At 70.7% G+C, this 17387-nt stretch carries 8 protein-coding genes and 1 pseudogene; 5 read left to right on the top strand and 4 right to left on the bottom strand.

The genetic code is table 11. The features are described from left to right. Positions 1-549: sigma factor-like helix-turn-helix DNA-binding protein (locus AB0H57_RS18850; protein ID WP_357508058.1), on the bottom strand; the 549-nt coding region annotated here is incomplete at its 3' end. Positions 550-943: 394 nt separating this feature from the next. Between AB0H57_RS18850 and AB0H57_RS18855 the strand changes: the two genes are divergently transcribed. Next, the gene (locus AB0H57_RS18855) at positions 944-2137 is read left to right on the top strand and encodes a low temperature requirement protein A (protein ID WP_357508060.1); all 1194 of its coding nucleotides are present in this window, start codon (positions 944-946) and stop codon (positions 2135-2137) included. A gap of 148 nt (positions 2138-2285) precedes the next feature. Here the strand turns inward: AB0H57_RS18855 and AB0H57_RS18860 are convergent. Then, positions 2286-2534: pseudogene (locus AB0H57_RS18860) on the bottom strand (tyrosine-type recombinase/integrase); the annotation flags it as partial. 40 nt (positions 2535-2574) lie between these two features. On the opposite strand from AB0H57_RS18860, the gene AB0H57_RS18865 reads away from it, so the two are divergent. Then, positions 2575-3051, top strand: a complete 477-nt coding sequence (locus AB0H57_RS18865) for a hypothetical protein (protein ID WP_357508062.1) — start codon at positions 2575-2577, stop codon at positions 3049-3051. Between the two features lie 161 nt (positions 3052-3212). Here the strand turns inward: AB0H57_RS18865 and AB0H57_RS18870 are convergent, their stop codons facing one another. Further along, the gene (locus AB0H57_RS18870; RefSeq protein WP_357508065.1) at positions 3213-3557 is read right to left on the bottom strand and encodes a DDE-type integrase/transposase/recombinase; all 345 of its coding nucleotides are present in this window, start codon (positions 3555-3557) and stop codon (positions 3213-3215) included. A 353-nt stretch (positions 3558-3910) separates the two neighbouring features. Beyond that, positions 3911-4708 carry a CPBP family intramembrane glutamic endopeptidase gene (locus tag AB0H57_RS18875; protein WP_357508067.1) on the bottom strand — a complete coding sequence of 266 codons (798 nt, stop codon included), beginning with the start codon at positions 4706-4708 and terminating at the stop codon, positions 3911-3913. A gap of 910 nt (positions 4709-5618) precedes the next feature. On the opposite strand from AB0H57_RS18875, the gene AB0H57_RS18880 reads away from it, so the two are divergent. The 3 genes from AB0H57_RS18880 to AB0H57_RS18890 all read left to right on the top strand — a co-directional run bounded on the left by AB0H57_RS18880 (position 5619) and on the right by AB0H57_RS18890 (position 17347). Beyond that, a complete protein-coding gene (locus AB0H57_RS18880) occupies positions 5619-10220 on the top strand; it encodes a family 78 glycoside hydrolase catalytic domain (RefSeq protein WP_357508069.1) in 4602 nt (1533 codons plus the stop codon). A gap of 43 nt (positions 10221-10263) precedes the next feature. Then, entirely contained in the window at positions 10264-14118 is a 3855-nt protein-coding gene (locus tag AB0H57_RS18885) for a family 78 glycoside hydrolase catalytic domain (RefSeq protein WP_357508071.1), read from the top strand. A 190-nt stretch (positions 14119-14308) separates the two neighbouring features. After that, positions 14309-17347, top strand: coding sequence for a family 78 glycoside hydrolase catalytic domain (locus tag AB0H57_RS18890; RefSeq protein WP_357508073.1), 3039 nt, complete (start codon positions 14309-14311; stop codon positions 17345-17347). The last annotated feature ends 40 nt before the right edge of the window (positions 17348-17387 follow it).

Below are 17387 nucleotides of genomic sequence, written 5' to 3' on the forward strand. Positions count from 1 at the left end.
GGTCCGTGGACTGGCGCCCCACCCGGCCACGATCTCCCACATCCCAGCCAGGATGTCTCCGGCCTTCCGACTGGGGATCATGACTGCGTCCGTGATCCGCGAGTACCCGCAGGTCATCGCGAGCACCGGCAGGATCCGCTCAGCCCCACCGCCAACCGGGATCGGCTGGGGTGGGAACCACAGGTCGCACTGGGCGACCTCGCCCGGGTCGTACTCGACTCGGTCGGTCGGGTCCGGTGGAACGAACAACGGGCGCAGCTCCCGAACCCGGTCCTTGAGGATCGTCAACGATTTCGTCCACCCGATCCGCTCAGCGATCACCGTCGCCGGCATCCGCGGGAACTCCGCGAGCAACGCCCGGATCTGCGGCTCGACCTCGTCCACAAGCGAACCGCGGGGGCCGCGCTCACGCGATGGCGGCGCCTCGGCCCGAAGCGCCGAACGGACCGTGTTACGCGCCAAACCCAGCCGGCGCGCGATCTCCTTGATCGGAACACCCTCGGCCCGATGCAGCCGACGGATCTCAGCCCAATCTTCCAATGCGATCACCCCTCCAGCCTCGGAGGGGTCAGTCCCAATCCGCCGCTAGAGGGTCAGTCTCAGCGCGTCGTCGACACCGTGCCCGACCCGTGCCTGGTGGACCGGTCAACAGGGGTCAACAGCGGCCTGTCGCAGGGCAGCGAAACGTTCCTTCCGCGCTCGGCAACCAGGTGGGACGACCACCCGAGCGGTGATCAATGCGGTTCCCAAGCTGACCGTGCGACATGCCGGCGATGACCGGTCCTGGGGCCGCCGCTGGGCCGTCTGGGCCGGCCAGTTGAAGGCCAGCCGAGGGCCATGCTCAGGAACGAGTACTCGGATGCCGGCAATCGTCCTTCGCGCGGCGGCATTCCGGCATTGAATGGCTCGCATGGAAAGTGCTGGTGCGGCCACAGGTGTGGGGGTGAGGCTCCTCCGGGGCGAGCGAAGCAAGCAGGAAACGAGCTTCGTCGAACTCTTCTTCGATCTTGTGCTGGTCTTCGCTCTCAATCGAGTGGTGGCTACCAGCACTTCGCAACTGGCGTCTTCCCCCTCTGGTGCAGGGGGGTGGGCGAGGTTACTGCAGGCACTGCTGCTGATCCTGCCGCTGATCTGGGTCTGGTCAATGACGGCCTACAGCACGGCGCGCTTCGAGCCCCGCCGCCTGGCGGTACAGGTCATGGTGCTGGCGACGGCCTTCGGTGTGCTGCTCCTGGGCATCTTCACGCCGAAGGCGTTCGACGGCAGTGCGTGGATGTTCGCCGGGGTCTACGTCGCGCTCCAGGCCGGCCGGGCGCTGGTGGTCGCTTTGGCGCTGCGCTCACATTGGCTACAGCGCCTCTATTGGGGAATCCTGGTTTGGTTCTGCGTGTCCGCGGTGGCGTGGCTGCTCGGTGCCGCCGCCCACGGTACGGCCAGGATGCTGCTCTGGTCGCTCGCGATCGTCATCGAGTACGGATCAGCCCGGCTGGGCTGGTGGGTGCCGTGGCAGGGACGGGAGCGCATCCTGGCTTGGGAGTCCTCTGCCGGACATCTCGCCGACCGGTACCAACAGTTGGTGCTGATCGCGCTCGGCGAGACGATCCTCGCGGTCGGGATCGCCTACACCGAGACGCCCGGGAACCCACGCCTGGCGCAGACGTTTGGGCTGGTGATCGCGTTCATCACCGCTGTGCTGCTTTGGCGCATCTACTTCTACAAAGCAGGTGAGCTGTTCGGGACGGCGGTCAAGTCGGCCGCCAGTCCCGCCAGCCTGGGCCGAGTAGCCGGCACCGCCCATCTGCTTATGATCATCGGGGTTGCCGCCACCGCCATCGGCAATGAACTGGTGCAGAAGCACCCGAGCGGCCACACGTACAAGTCCTGGCTTGCGTTGATGCTCGGCGGCCCGGCTCTGTACGTGGCGGGCCGCACGTCGCTGGAGTGGGTTGTCTTCTCCCGCGTATCCAGGCACCGACTGCTCGGCATTGCTGCCTTGCTGCTGCTCGCCGTGCCGCTGGCCTTCGCTCCGCCGCTGACGGTGGTCGCCGCAGTGCCCGTGGCGCTGCTCGCGATCGCCGTCGCCGACGCTCGCCGGGCAGTTGGAAAGCCGCCTGAGGCACCCACGCCGCCGGGCTGACCATGGGCGGCAGACTGAGGACGCCATGCTTCGTAAACAAGGCCGGCGGGCAAGGCTGGAGCGTCAGTAGGAAGTCAGCCGACCCCTCCTCGCCCAGCACGCGATCGATGGCCGAGGCAGCCTGACGAGCCCGCGCCGGCAGGACGTGCCCGTAGGTGTCGGCCGTCATCCAGATCGTGGAGTACCCGAGCAGCTCCATCACCGTGCGTAGCTCCTCGCCCTTGTCGAGCAGGAACGTGGCGAACGCGTGCCGTAGATCGTGCAGGTGCAGCCAGTCCAGGCCGGCAGCCGCACGCAGCTGCTCGAAGCGCCGGTTGACGTTCCGCCGGTTCTGCAGCAGCAGGAGCAGAGAGACAAGTCGGCTAGCGCGCACGCCGGAGGATCTATCCCGGCCCACTGACAAAAGATGTCAGGGGAGGGTGCCTAACCTGCGGGACATGGACAACAGCACCGCATTCGGCTTCTTCACCGGCACCTACGACGTCGTCAACCGGTGGCGCACCGACTTCCTCGACCCCGCCGAGGGCGCCGATCGCTGGGAGGAGTTCCCCGGCGTCACCCGCGCCTCGGTGCACTTCGACGGCCGGGCCAGTTTCGACGAGATCACCTTCCCGACGAAGGGCTTCGCCGGTCTGACCCTGCGCCTGTACGACCCGGAGGTCGATGCCTGGTCCCTGTACTGGGCCAGCAAGCGCACCGGCATTCTCTTCCCACCCGTTACCGGCCGATTCGGCCCGGACGGCACCGGCGTTTTCCACGGAGACGACGAGCACGACGGCCGCAAGATCCGGGCTCGCTTCATCTGGTCGGAGATCACGGAGAACAGCGCCCACTGGGAGCAGGCGTTCTCCTTGGACGGGGAGCAGACCTGGATCACCAACTGGCACATGCACATGACCCGCCGCCCCGCCTGAGCCAGCGAGTCAGCAATGCGGCCGAGAGCGCGACGACCAGGGCGACGCGGACGTTGCGGGGCGGCTGCGGAGTGGCCTTGGGAATCTACGGATCAGATGGCGGCACCCGTTCTCGGCCTCGTCGCGGGGGCGCCAGCTCGTGCAGTAGACGAGTTTGATCTTCAACCGACCAGAAGTTTTCCATCAGCGCGTTGTCGAACGAGTCGCCGACGGAGTCCATCGACGGCAGGATCGCGTTGCCTTGCAAGCGTTCCGCGAACCGGAAGGACGTGTAGTTCGACCCCCCGATCGCTGTGATGAATCGACTGGCCGTCGCGGACGTCGCGGGACCAGATGCCGTACTCGAGGGCGGCGAGGATCAGGTCGGTGTCGCAGCGGTCGGAGGTCTTCCACCCGACGATCCGCCGAGAGAACGCATCACGGACCGCGGCCAGCCAGAACACGCCTTCACCACACGGGATGCGGGTGGCGTCGGCGACCCACAGCCGGTTCGGTACGGCAACCAAGTTTTGTCATCGGTGTGCATCGTTGTGTGGTGCGGGTGGGTGTGGTCCGTCCGGGTTGGCGGCGAGGCGTTCCAGGACGTCGGAGACGTCCGGGGCCTGGACGGGTTTGGCGATGTAGTAGGTGGTGGTGACCTCTTCGCTGGAGTGTCCAAGCTGTGCCGCGCCGCTCTTGGTGTCGGCTTCTTCCTTGATGAGTGTGGCGACGGTCTCGCGGAAGGTGTGTGGGGTGACCCAGTCGAATTCGGTGTCGACGCGAGCCTGGCGCCACTGGTGGTGGACGTTGTTGGGGGCCGGAAGAACCGTTAGCGAGACAGGCCCATCCGCGCCGGCGTTGGTGCGCCAACGACCGGCCGTCAGGGTTGCTGGGCGGTGACTGGTTCGATGTGGTGCCGGCGTGCCAGTACGACGATGGCCAGGACCGCCATGGTGACGATGGCCAGGAGTGAGAGGAGGTAGGGCTTGCCCGGGATTACCTGGGCTGAGATGAGGGAGAAGTCCCACATCCCGTGGATGATGGCCGGCACGGTGATGCCGCCGGAGCGGCGCCGGATGAGGTAGAGGAAGTAGCCGGCGACCATGGTGGTCAGTACCTGGGCGAAGGCTACGGCACCTACGGCGAGCAGGTTGGTGGCGTGGGCGAGGGCGAAGATGACCGTGGACCACAGGGCGACCTTTCCTTCGGTGAACCCGGTGGAGCGGAACACGGTCACCCCGAGCCCACGGAACATCAGTTCCTCGCTGGCGCCGATCAGCAGCGCGGAGAGCAGGAGTGTCAGGGTGAAGGTGGCGCCCTTGGTGGCGAGGACGCCGTAGTCGGTCACGATGAGAGCGCAGGTCGCCATGCCGATGGGCACGACCACGACCCAGCGCTGGACCGGATGGTTATCCCGCAGGACCGGCGGCCACCAGCGAAGCCAGGAGATGGCCGCGATCACCAGCACGACGGAGACCGCCTCCGGAACTGTGATGCCGCGCCACATCTCGTTCAGCGTTCTGGGCGCGGCGTACCTCGTTTCCAGGCCACTGGTCAGGGTCAGTGCCAGCCCGTGGAGCACGACCAGGTAGGCGACGACCATGCCGACGAACGTGACCACGGACAGGCGTCGGCTGTCCGCCGGCAGGAGGTGCCGCGAGTGCGGCGGCGGCGTCATGCCACCCTCTGTTCCTTCATACCGAGTCAGGTCCACGCCTCGCCGCCGTATCACGGCGCCGGCTACCCCGCTTCGGCCGAATCATTCCGGCCCGTACCGTGCCAAAACTTTGTTTAGGGCTGTGTGCTGGAGATTTGCCTGGCGGATCAAGCGGCTCGACGATTGATGACGCCGCCCAGGACGCGGCGTCGCCGGATCGGCTCGTCGATCCGGCGAGGGCGTCGGGGTCGTAGTGGATGCTGCTCCAGGCTCTGGTGGGGCCGGTGCCGGACGAAGTGGTCCTCGTAGTCGCGCACATCGGGCTTGTGCGGCTTTGATGAGCTCTTTGACCGTCTGGTTGCCGGGGGTGTTGAGGACGCGGGCAGTGCTGTCCACCGCTTTTCGCTTCCGGGGGGCGCCAGCCCGTAGCGCGCTGGCCACCGCCAAGACACTGGGGTGCCTTCCGAACCACGATGTTGCCTTCCGGGTCGAGATTTCGCACCCAGGCTGCCAGGTCCCGCAAGGCTCGCTCCAGCTTCGGCCGCGGCCGTGCCTTCACAGCCTTGCCGTAGGCGGCCACCAGCTGCACGACGGCCCCGCCGACGTGTTCGGCGTGGTTGTCCTGCGCCCACCGGTCCAGATCAGTACTCCGTTGCTGGTCGTGTTGACCCCGTAACAGCACGCCTCGGGCGGGGCGACCATGCCGGGGGCCGGGGCGGCGAGGTCGGCCGAGGGGTCACCCGGGAACGTTCGTTGGCCGGATCCGGCCATGCCCATCCATTGATCCTGGCGGCGCCCATTGTGAAGGATGCACTTCGAGGTAGTTAGAACGTTTCATATCGTCGACAGGAGCCGGCGCATGGTGCCAGCAGGACGTCTCCGAGCCGGACGGTGCGCCGTACTCGCGCTGCTCGTCGCACTCTCCGGGCTCGTGCTCCCAGCAGGTCCGGCCGCCGCGCTGGCGCCGGAGGCGCCGCAGCTGACGATCGGCGACGTGACCACCGAGCGGGCGACGAACCCGATCGGGTTGGACGCCCCGAAACCACGCCTTGGCTGGACAATCAGCGCCTCCGCCCGCGGCGTCGTCCAGGAGGCCTACCAGGTGCGGGTGGCCACCAACCCGGACCGGCTCGATGACCCAGACGTCTGGGACAGCGGGCGGGTCACCTCCCGGCAGAGCTCGCTGGTGGCCTACGCGGGCCCGGCACTGGAGCCCCGCACCCGCTACGCCTGGCAGGTCCGGGTCTGGGACACCGCCGGACGGACCTCCGACTGGAGCACGCCCGCCTACTGGGAGACCGGCGTCAAGGGCCCCGACGGCTGGCAGGCCGACTGGATCGGCCTCGCCTCGCCCACCGCGTCCTGGACCGACTACACGGTGCGGACGACGGTGCGGCTGGAGAAGGACGCGGTGGGCATCTTCCTCCGGGCCAGCGGCCCGGGCAACGCCTACATGTGGCAGTTCTCCATCACCGGTGGGGTACCCAAGCTCCGGCCGCACGTACGTACCGCCGGGAACTGGGCGGTCATCAAGGAGGTGCCGCTCAGCGACATCGTCCCGGCCGACAAGCTCACCGCCCCGCACACCCTGCGCATCACGGCCAACGGCGACACCTTCACCACCTGGGTCGACGACGTCCAGGTCGACGTCACCACCAGCGGGGCGCACCGCTCCGGGTCGGTCGGCCTGCGCTCCAGCGGGACCGAATCCGGCGTCTTCTCCAACTTCTCGGTCACCAGCGGCGACCAGACCCTGTTCGCCGCCCCGCTCACCGACGGCGAGAACCCGTTCGCCGGAGGCACCCCGACCCCGACCGGCCTGCGGGTCTCGGGCGACACCGAGGCCATGCTGACAGCGCTGGACGCCAACCCGCTGCTGCGCCGCGGCTTCCGGGTCGACGGCGAGATCTCCCGGGCGCGGGTCTACGCGACCGCGCTCGGCGTCTACGAGCTGTCCCTCAACGGCCAGCGCGTCGGCGACCACGAACTGGCACCCGGCTGGACCGACTACGCCAAGCGGGTCCAGTACCAGACCTACGACGTGACCAGCCAGCTACGGCAGGGCGACAACGCCTTCGGCGCCATGCTCGGTGACGGCTGGTACTCCGGCACGATCGCCTGGTTCGGCACCGACAACTACGGGTCCCGGCCGCACCTGAGCGCACAACTCGTCATCGACTACGCCGACGGCCGCACCGAGACGGTCCGCACCGACGGCACGTGGCGGGCGACGCCCGGCCCGTTCCTGCAGAGCGACCTGATACACGGTGAGACCTACGACGCCCGGACATTGCCGGCCGGCTGGGACCGGCCCGGGTTCGACGACTCCGGCTGGTCACCGGCCACCGTCGACGACACCGACGCCACCGCCAAGCTGGTCGCCCAGGTCGACCCGCCCGTCCGGGTGGTGCAGGAGCTGCCCGCCCGGGCCCTGACCCAGCCCACACCCGGCACCTGGATCTTCGACCTCGGCCAGAACATGGTGGGCAAGGTCCGGCTCAAGGTCGACGGGCCGACCGGCACGACCGTGCGCATCCGGCACGCCGAGGTACTCAACCCGGACGGCACCGCCTACACCGCCAACCTCCGTTCGGCGAAGGCCACCGACTACTACCGGCTCGCCGGCGGCGGCCCCGAGACGTACGAGCCGACCTTCACCTTCCACGGCTTCCGCTACGTCGAGCTGACCGGCTACCCGGGAACCCCCGACCTCGGCACCGTGACCGGGCTCGTCATGCACACCGACGGGGAACTGACCAGCCAGTTCGAGACCTCGAACCCGATGGTGACCAAGTTGCACAGCAACATCACCTGGGGCCAGCGGGGCAACTTCCTCTCCATCCCCACGGACACGCCCGCCCGCGACGAGCGACTCGGCTGGACCGGAGACATCAACGTCTTCGCCGAGACGGCCACGTTCAACATGGACAGCCTGACGTTCCTGACCAAGTGGCTCCAGGACCTGCGGGACGCCCAGTCGGCCAATGGCGCCTACCCCGACGTCGCGCCCCGCGTCTGCTGTGGCGACGGCGCGACCGGCTGGGCGGACGCCGGCATCACCGTTCCCCACACGCTCTGGCAGCGCTACGGCGACACCCGCGTCATCGAGGAGCACTACGCGTCGATGGTGCGCTACGCCACCTGGCTGCAGAACACCAGCTCCGGCAACCGGCGTACCAACGCCGGGCCGTACCTGGACTGGCTCAACCTCGACGACTCGACCCCCGCCGGTGTCCTCGGCACCGCCTACTACGCCTACAGCATCCGGCTGCTCGGCGAGATGGCGGCCGCCATCGGCAAGGACGCCGACGCCGCGCGCTACACGGCGCTGTCCAGGGACATCGCCGAGGCGTTCGTCGAGGCGTACGTGGCGGCCGACGGCACGGTCCAGGGCGACAGCCAGACGGGGTACGTCCTGGCCATCGGCATGGGCCTGCTGCCCGACGGGTTGCGGGCCAGGGCCGCCGAGCGGCTGGTCGCCAACGTCGAGCGGCACGACTGGCACCTGGCCACCGGCTTCCTCGGCACGCCCGACCTGCTGCCCGCGCTCAGCGACACCGGGCACCTGGACGTCGCCTACCGGCTGCTGCTCAACGACACCTACCCGTCGTGGGGCTACGAGATCGCCAAGGGCGCCACGACCATCTGGGAACGGTGGAACTCGATCATGCCGGACGGCAGCTTCGGCGACGTGTCGATGAACTCCTTCAACCACTACGCCTACGGCGCCGTCGGTGACTGGATGTACCGCACCGTCGCCGGCATCCAGCCCGACCCGCGCAACCCGGGCTACGCCCACGTCACGATCGCGCCCCGGCCCGGGGGGAACCTCACCTGGGCGCGGGCGTCGTACCGGTCGATGCACGGCGTCATCAGCACCGACTGGAAGCTCGACGAGCGGGGAGACATGCGCCTGAACGTGGCCGTCCCCGCCAACACCACGGCCACCGTTCGCATCGCCGCACCATGGCGGCACGCGGTCACCGAGGGTGGGCGGCCGGCGGAGCAGGCCGACGGCGTGCGGTTCGTCGAGCTGGACGGCGGCGCGGCGGTCTACGAGATCGGCTCCGGCTCGTACGCCTTCGCGGTCGACCGGGTGCTCGGCGACCTCGGCGAGGCCGCCGACGCGGTACGGGGCGCGGTCGCGCTGGTGGACGAGCTGGCCGGCGACCTCCGCCCGTCCGTCGCCCAGCACCTGCGCGCCCAGCTCGCCAAGCTCACCACCGAAACGGCGAAGACGGGCACGTCGTACGCGACGGGCGATGCGCCCGCCACGGCGGCCGATGTGCACCGCGCCCTGGCGACCGCCGCCGACCTCGACCGGTGGCTGCGTACGCAGGTCAAGGCCGGTCGGATGCCCGCGGCGACCGCGGACCGGTTCAACTCGCTGCTCGGCCGGGTCGACCAGCGGCTCTCCGCCGCATCGTCGGCGCTGATCGGTGCGGTGGCGAAGCTGGACCTTCCGGTGGGCGAGCGGCTCCCGGGCGATCTGGTCCGGGCGACGGTCGTGATCAGCAACGGCGGTGCGAAGCCGCTGACCGGTGTGACCTCGACCGTGCAGGCGGGTGAGGACTGGACCGTGACGCCGGTGGGCAGCCACGACACGGAGGTCGCCGCGGGAGCGGCCGTACGGCACAGCTACGACCTGCGGGTCCCGGCCGATCAGTCGCCGTCGACGGTGCCGGTGACCGGGTCGGCCAGCTACCGCCACCAGGGCGGTACGGCGACCGTGCCGATCGCCGGGTCGCTGACCACGGTGCCCGCGGTGGTCATCGTGTCGACGACCGCCGAGCCGGCCGAGGTCACGCCCGGTGGCACGACGACGGTGCGTACCGTACTGCGCAATCGTTCGACGGCGCCGGTGGCGGGCAAGCTCACCGCCACGCCGCCGGACGGGTGGAACGTCGAGCCGGCAACCAGGTCGTACGAGCTGGCTCCCGGCACGGAGACCGCCGTGACGACCGCTCTCACCGCACCCCTGTCGGTGACGGAGGGGCCAGCCGGTGTCACGGTCGCCACCGGGGCCACCGACGCCGAGCGCCGCAGCCTCACCGTGCCGGTGCGGTTCGACAACCCGCCGCCGGACGCGCTGGACCACGTCGACCTCGGCGACGCGGCCTCGGAACAGGCCCACAAGCTCACCGCCTCGACCCACTCGGGCACCAACGTCGAGGCCGGGCGGACGCGGCGCTACACGAACGTCACCTACCCCGGCGGCTGGTTCGAGTTCGACCTCGCCGTCGAGCCGGGCCGACCGTTCGTCCTGCGGGCGGTGGAGACGTACGACCAGGCGCAGCTGAAGGACTACGAGGTCGTCGTCGACGGTGCGGTCATGCATTCCCGCTCGTACCGGCGCACCGCGGGCGGGGCCGGCACGGTGAGCTTCCAGTTCGTCGTGGACCTGCCGGAGGCCACCCAGGACGGCATCGTGCGGGTGCGGTTCCGCGACACCGGCGAGGGCTACGACCCGTCGATCGCCGACGTCTGGTCGATGCCGGTGCCGGCCCGCCCGGTCGCCGGCGACCTGCCCTGAATCCGCCCATCGGCCACGTCCGAAGTTTTTCGAGGAGAAGACCATGGCGCAGACACCACCCCCGATGCCGGGCGAGCCGGACGCAGGGCTCGGCCGCCGCTCGTTCCTCGGCCTGGGCGTCGCCGGTGCGGGAGCCATCGCGATCGGCACCACGGTCGCCGCGCCGGCGGCGGCCGCCCCGCCCCCCTCGGCCAGCGCCGGACCCCTCGCGCTGGACCGGCTGACCACCGAGTACGCCGGCGAGCGGCTCGGGACCGACGTGCGACAGCCCCGGCTGTCCTGGACGGCCACCGCGCCGGGGCACGGCGCCACCCAGAGCGCCTACCAGGTACTCGTCGCCACCAGCAGGGGTCGGCTCGCGCCCGGTGCCGCCGACGTCTGGGACTCGGGCCGGGTGGCGTCCCCGCAGGCCGTCGCAGTGGCGTACGCGGGGCCGCCGCTGGCGGCGCGGACCCGCTACCACTGGACGGTGCGGGTGTGGAACGCCGAGGGCCGGGTGACCGACTGGGCTCGCCCCGCGTGGTTCGAGACCGGCCTGCTCGGCGAGGGCTTCGGCGCGGCCCGGTGGATCGGGGCCCGACCCGACGTGGAGCAGGCGCCGCTCGACCTCACCGGCGCGTCCTGGATCTGGTCGCCGGGCGCGACGGCGAGCAACGCGCCGGCCGGGACACGTTGGTTCCGCGGGCGGCTCGACGTCCCCGCCGGCACCGAGATCGTCGCCGCGCACCTGGTGATGACAGCTGACGACGACTACACCGCGTACGTCGACGGCCGGCAGATCCTGCACGCCCCGCAGCAGACGAACGGCTGGCGCAGCGCCGAGGTCGCCGACGTCACCGAACTCGCCCGGGCCGCCGTCGGCGGCGCCCTCGTGGTGGCGGCCGTGGCCACCAACCGGCCGGGCCCGTCGGTGAATCCGGGCGGGCTGGTCGGGAAGCTCGTCCTGGTCACCGCCGCCGGGGAGCGTCTGGTGCGCAGCACGAACGGCACCTGGCGCAGCAGCGACACCGAACGCCCCGGCTGGCAGGAGCCCGGGTACGACGACAGCGGCTGGGCAGCGGTGGCCGTCCTCGCCCCGTACGGCCAGGGGCCGTGGGGCGGCAACGTCACCGTTCCCCAACCGCGGGCGCTCGACATGGTCGGCTCGTCGTGGATCTGGGGCCCGGGTGCGACCGTCGACAACGCGCCCGTGGGGCCGCGCTGGTTCCGTGGCCGGCTCGGCCTGCCTGCAGGCCTCGAGGTCGCGTCCGCGCGGTTGATCATGTCCGCGGACGACGACTTCACGGCGTACCTGAACGGCCAGCTCACCCTCTCCGCCCCCCAGCAGACCGACGGGTGGCGCACCGCGCGCATCGCTGACGTGACCGCTCACGTTCGCCATGCGCTCGGTGGTGACCTGGTGGTGGCCGCTGTCGCCACGAACCGGGGCGGTGCGTCGGTCAACCCGGGCGGCCTCATCGCGAAACTCGTCGTCCGTACTGCCGACAGCCGGGAACTGGTCCTGGTCACCGACGGCGGATGGCGGACGGCCGGCACCAACGAGCCCGGCTGGGAGCAGCCCGGCCACGACGACGCAGCATGGTCGCCGGTCGTCGTGCTGGCGCCGTACGGGCAGGGACCGTGGGGGAGCGGGATCGAGCCACCGGTGGACGAGAAGCCGGCGCCGTTGCTGCGGCGGGCGTTCCGGCTCACCAAGCCGGTGGCCCGCGCCCGGCTGTATGCGAGCGGCCTCGCCTACCAGGTGCTGCAGCTCAACGGGGCGCGGGTGGGAACGTCGGTGCTCGACCCTGGGTTCACCGACTACGACGAGACCGTGCTGTACGTGACCCACGACGTGACGGACCTGCTGGACGAGGGAGAGAACGTCCTCGGTGCAGAGCTCGGGCGCGGCTTCTACGGCATGACCACTCGGAACGTGTGGCGCTGGCACGAGCCGCCGTGGCACGGAGAGCCCCGGCTGCTCGCGCGGCTGGTCGTCGAGCACCCGGACGGTTCGCGTACCGAGGTCGTCAGCGACGACGCCTGGCGTGTCACCGCGGGCCCGACCCGGTCCAACTCGCTCTTCGCGGGGGAGACCTACGACGCGCGGCGGGAGTTCGCGGAGTTCTCGGCGCCCGGCTTCGACGACTCCGCCTGGGACCGCGCGACCGTCCTGGACGCCCCGGCCGGCACCCTGACCGCACAGGAGCACGAGCCGATCCGCGTGATCGAGAGCGTGGCACCGGTGCGCCTGACCTCGCCGCGGGCTGGAGTGTGGGTGGCCGACTTCGGCCGGACCACCGCCGGTTGGGTGCGGCTGCGGACCACCGCCGCGGCGGGTACCAGCATCCGCCTCCAGTACGGGGAGAAGCTGCGCGCCGACGGCACCGTCGAGGCCTCCACAGGCCATGTCCAGGGTGGACGGTTTCAGCAGGACGAGTACATCGCTCGCGGTGGCGGCGAGGAGGTGTGGGAGCCGCGCTTCTCGTACAAGGGATTCCGGTACGTCCAGTTGGACGGGCTGCCCGGGGCGGCCACCACCGGCACGGTGACGATGCAGGTGGTGCATTCCGACGTCCGCGACGCCGGGGAGTTCCGGTGCAGCGAGCCGCTCTTCGAGCAGTTCGAGCGGATGATGCACCGTACGGTGCGGAACAACCTGCACGGCATTCCCACCGACACCCCGATGTACGAGAAGAACGGCTGGACCGGCGACGCGCAGGTGGCCGCGTCGACGATGGCCGGCCAGCTCGACCTGGCCCGGTTCTTCACCAAGTGGCTCGGCGACCTGCGCGACAGCCAGGTCGCCTCCGGGCAGGTGCCGGTGATCGTGCCGAGCGGTGGGTGGGGATACCAGGAGCTGGCGCCCGCGCCGGAGTGGACGACGGTCTACCCGTACCTGCTGCGGGAGATGCACCGGTGGTACGGCGACGACCGGCTGCTGCGCGACCACTGGGAGCCGGTGGTCGACTACCTGGACTGGGAACTGGGGCGGCTGCAGAACGGGCTGGCCGTGACGGCGCTCGGCGACTATCTGTCGCCCGGCACCGGGGGCAACCCGCCGGAGGACACCCGGTTGACCGCGACCGCGTACCTGCACCGGGCGCTGATCTCGATCGCCGAGGTGGGGGAGCTGACCGGGCGCGACGCGGACGCGGTCCGGTTCCGGCAGGCGGCGGCCGGCCTGCGCGACAGGCTCAACGAGACCTTCCTGGACCGGTCGCGCGGGCTGTACCGGACCGATCGGGACCCCGGCTACCGGCAGACGTCGAATGCCGTACCGCTGGCGTTCGGGCTGGTGCCCGACGACATGGCGCAGGCGGTCGTCGACAACCTGGTGGCCGACATCGAGGCGCGCGGCTGGCATCTCAACACCGGCTGTCTCGGCACCAGCGTCCTGTTGCCGGTGCTGACCGCGCACGGCCGTGCCGACGTGGCGGCCCGCGTGGCGCTGCAACGGACGTACCCGAGCTGGGGCTACTGGGTCGACAACGGCGCCGACACGATGTGGGAGATGTGGCCGACGTCGTCCCGGTCGCGGCAGCACTACTTCCAGGGAACGGTCGTCCAGTGGCTGTTCGAGAACGTGGCGGGACTGCGGCCGGCCGCCAACGGCTGGGAGCGGTTCGTCGTCCGTCCGGACGCGCGCAGCGCCGTGTCGTCGGCCTCCCTGGGCATGGATACGGTCCGGGGCCGGGTGTCGTCGGCGTGGCGGCGCGCGGACGGCGAGTTTCTGCTGACCGTCGAGGTGCCCGTCGGGGCGACCGCGGAGGTGCACGTTCCGGCCGAGCGTGCCAAGGACGTGGAGGCGTCGCCGGGTGGGCTGGTCTCTGCGCGGCGGATGGCGCCCGGCTACCTCGTTCACACGGTGGGGCCGGGGACCTGGCGATTCGTGAGCCGGTCGGAACCGGCGACATGACAGCGGTTGACCTGGAGGTAAGACTGTGCAGGAGCCTGATGCCCGCCTCGCCGCGGGTCTGACGCGGCGGCGTCTGCTCACCACGACCGGCGCCGTCGCGGTCGGCGCCGCCACCTCGCCAGCAGCGGGGCTTGCGGACGGTACACCGGCAGCAGCCGTACCGGCGGACGGTCCGGCACCGTCCGGCCTGTTGACGTCCCTGTTGGACATCCCGTTGGGCGTGTCCGCGGGCCGGCCGCGGCTGAGCTGGATCGTGCCGGCGCTGGGCCCCGCGCCCCGCCAGGTCGCGTACCAGGTCCAGGTCGCACACACCCGCCAGGAGCTGCTGGCCGACGGCGGTGTGGTGTGGGACAGCGGCCGGGTCGCCGCGAGCGACTCGGTCGCCGTAGAGTACGGCGGCCCGACGCTGCGGCCCGCGTCGCTCTACCACTGGCGGGTCCGGACCTGGACGACCCCCGACCTCGTCTCGAACTGGTCCGAGCCGCAGCAGGTGGTCACCGCTGCCGGCGACACCTGGACCGCGACACCGGTTTGGGCGCGGGACGGCTCGGTGTCCCTGACCGACGGCGTGCTGGACGCCTCGGTCACCGTCACCTCCGTCGCCGCCAGCCTCTGGTTCCGTGCGCAGAACGCGTCCAACAACTACCTGTGGCAGCTGCGTGCCGGTTCGCCCGGCGTGCTCAAGACGCACGTGCAGCGCAACGGCACCTACACGGTGCTGAGGGAGCAGCCGATTGGGCTTCCGGTCCCCACCGGCGTACCGGTGCGGCTCCGCATCGAACTGAGCGGACCGACGATCCGGACGTACCTCGACGGCACCTTGATCGACACGACGGTCGACGGCACGTACGCCACCGGCGGGATCGGCATGCGCAACGGCAGCACGGAGTCGCAGCGCTACCATTCGGTCTCTTTCACCGATCCGACCGGCAAGGTCCTGGTCGACGAGGACTTCGTCACCGGCCCGGGGGTCTTCGTCGGCGGCACGGTCACGGGCGGCGACCTGGTTCTCGACCGCGGTGCATCCCTGCTCGCCGCGCTGGGCGAGAGCAACGACTGGGCCGTGCTGCGCACCGAGTTCGACCTGCCGGACAAGCCGGTGGCCGCGGCCTTCGTCTACGCGACCGGACAGTCCCCCGAACCGGCTCGGCAGTACGTCTACAAGATGTGGCTCAACGACACCGTCGCCGGTGTCGGGCCGGTGCGGGCGATGGCCGGTGAGGCGCGCTACCAGACCCACGACGTGACGGCGGCCCTGGCTCCGGGACGCAACGCGTTCGCCGCGCTGTGCTACTCGTCGCAGGAGCGGGCGTTCCTCGCCGAACTGGTCGTGGTCTTCGCCGACGGCAGCCGCCAGGTGGTGACCACCGGCGAGCACTGGCGGGCCCGGCGGGCCGGCCGCTGGCGGCCGTCGGCGGGTTTCACCGGCGGCGGGTACTACCAGGCGCCGCAGGAATACATCGATGCCCGGCATGAGCCGGTCGGCTGGAGCGCCCCAGGGTTCGACGACGACGCGTGGGAGCCGGCCGCTGCCGTGCCGCTGACCCGACGCCTGGAACCGGCCTGGCTGAACGCGATGGCCTACACCTACCTGCGACCCGCAGCGGTGGAGCAGCTCGGACCGGGCCGGTGGCTGTGTGACCTCGGGCGGGCGGTCGTCGGCGGCATCCGGCTGTCGGTGACCGGCACCGCGGGTCAGACGGTGGAGGTCCGGCTCGGCGAGGAACGCACCGCCACCGGCGCCCGCTACCAGCTCCGGGCCGGTCAGACCTACCGCGAGGTGTGGACGCTGCGGGACGGCCCGCAGCAGCTCGAGCACTGGGGCTATCGCGCCTTCCGGTGGGTCGAACTCGTCGCCGACCCCGCACTGGACCTCGGCGACGCCGTCGAGGCGGCGGTGTTGAAGCTGCCGTGGAACGACGACGACGCCGCGTTCGAGAGCTCCGACCCCGACCTGGACCGGGTCTGGGAGATGTGCCGGTACTCGATCGAGGCGACCCGCCAGGACCTCTACCAGGACACACCTACCCGGGAGCGCGGGCCATACGAGGGCGACGCCATCATCAACCAGCTCTCCGAGTACGCGACCCAGCGCTCCTTCGCGCTGGCCAGGTACTCCATCTCGTACCTGGCCCGCCGCCCGACCTGGCCGGCGGAGTACCGCCTGCAGACCGTGATCACCGCGTGGGAGGACTACCTTGCCACCGGTGATGCCACCAACCTGGCCGCCGACTACGAGCTGTTCGTCGATCGGCAGCTCGACGAGGCGCTCAACGCCTCCGGTCTCGTCGAGAAGAACCCCGGCAGCTCCAGCCAGTCGAACGCCGACCTCGTCGACTGGCCGGCCAGCAACCGCGACGGCTACGTCTTCACCCGGGTCAACACCGTCATCAATGCCTGGCAGTACGCGGCGTTCGGCGCCCTGTCCCGCATCGCCGGCGTGCTCGGCCGTGGCGCCGACGAACAGCGCTACGCCGAACTTGCCGCGCGGCTACGGGCCGCGGCCGATGCGCAACTGCTCGACCGCACCGCCGGCACCTACCGCGACGGGGCGGGCACCGGTCACCACGCCCAGCACGCGACCGCGTTCCCGGTGGCGCTCGGCATGGCGGACGACCGCGACGTGCGCGCGCTGGGGGAGTGGCTGGCCGAGCGGGGCATGCGGGTCAGCGTCTACGGGTCCCAGTTCCTGCTCGAGGCGCTCTACCGCGCCGGCCTGGGGCATGCCGCCCACGCCCTGCTCACCAGCCGGGAGCAGTCCTCCTGGCTGCACATGATGGACGACCTGGGCGCCACCATCGTCATGGAGGCGTGGGATCCGTCGATCAAGCCGAACACCACGTTCTCGCACGCCTGGGGGTCCGCACCGGCAAACATCGTGCCGCGGTTCGTCGCCGGTGTCCGGCCACTCGCCCCCAGCGCCCGCGAAGTGCTGGTCGCCCCGCAGCCCGGTCCACTGCAGTGGTTGCGGTCGAAGGTGCCCACGATGCGGGGCCCGGTCGAGGTCTCGCTCGACCGCCGCGACGGGTTCCGGTTGGCCGTCACCCTCCCTGCGAACGTGTCCGGTCGTATCGAACTCGACCTCGCGCAGCTCGGTGTGGCCGACCCCCGGGCCCTGCACGTGCGCTCCGAGGGGCGCGCCCCCCGCAGGTCGGTGACCGACGGGCGGCTCGTCGTCACGTCGGTCGAGCCGGGCCGCACCGTGATCACCTCCGACCGCCGGAACTGAGCCCGCCGGCGGCCTCCGACCTCCAACAGGGAGAGGAACA

It is taken from the genome of Micromonospora sp. NPDC050686 (genome assembly GCF_040654475.1).
In the GTDB taxonomy this organism is placed as follows: Bacteria; Actinomycetota; Actinomycetes; order Mycobacteriales; family Micromonosporaceae; genus Micromonospora.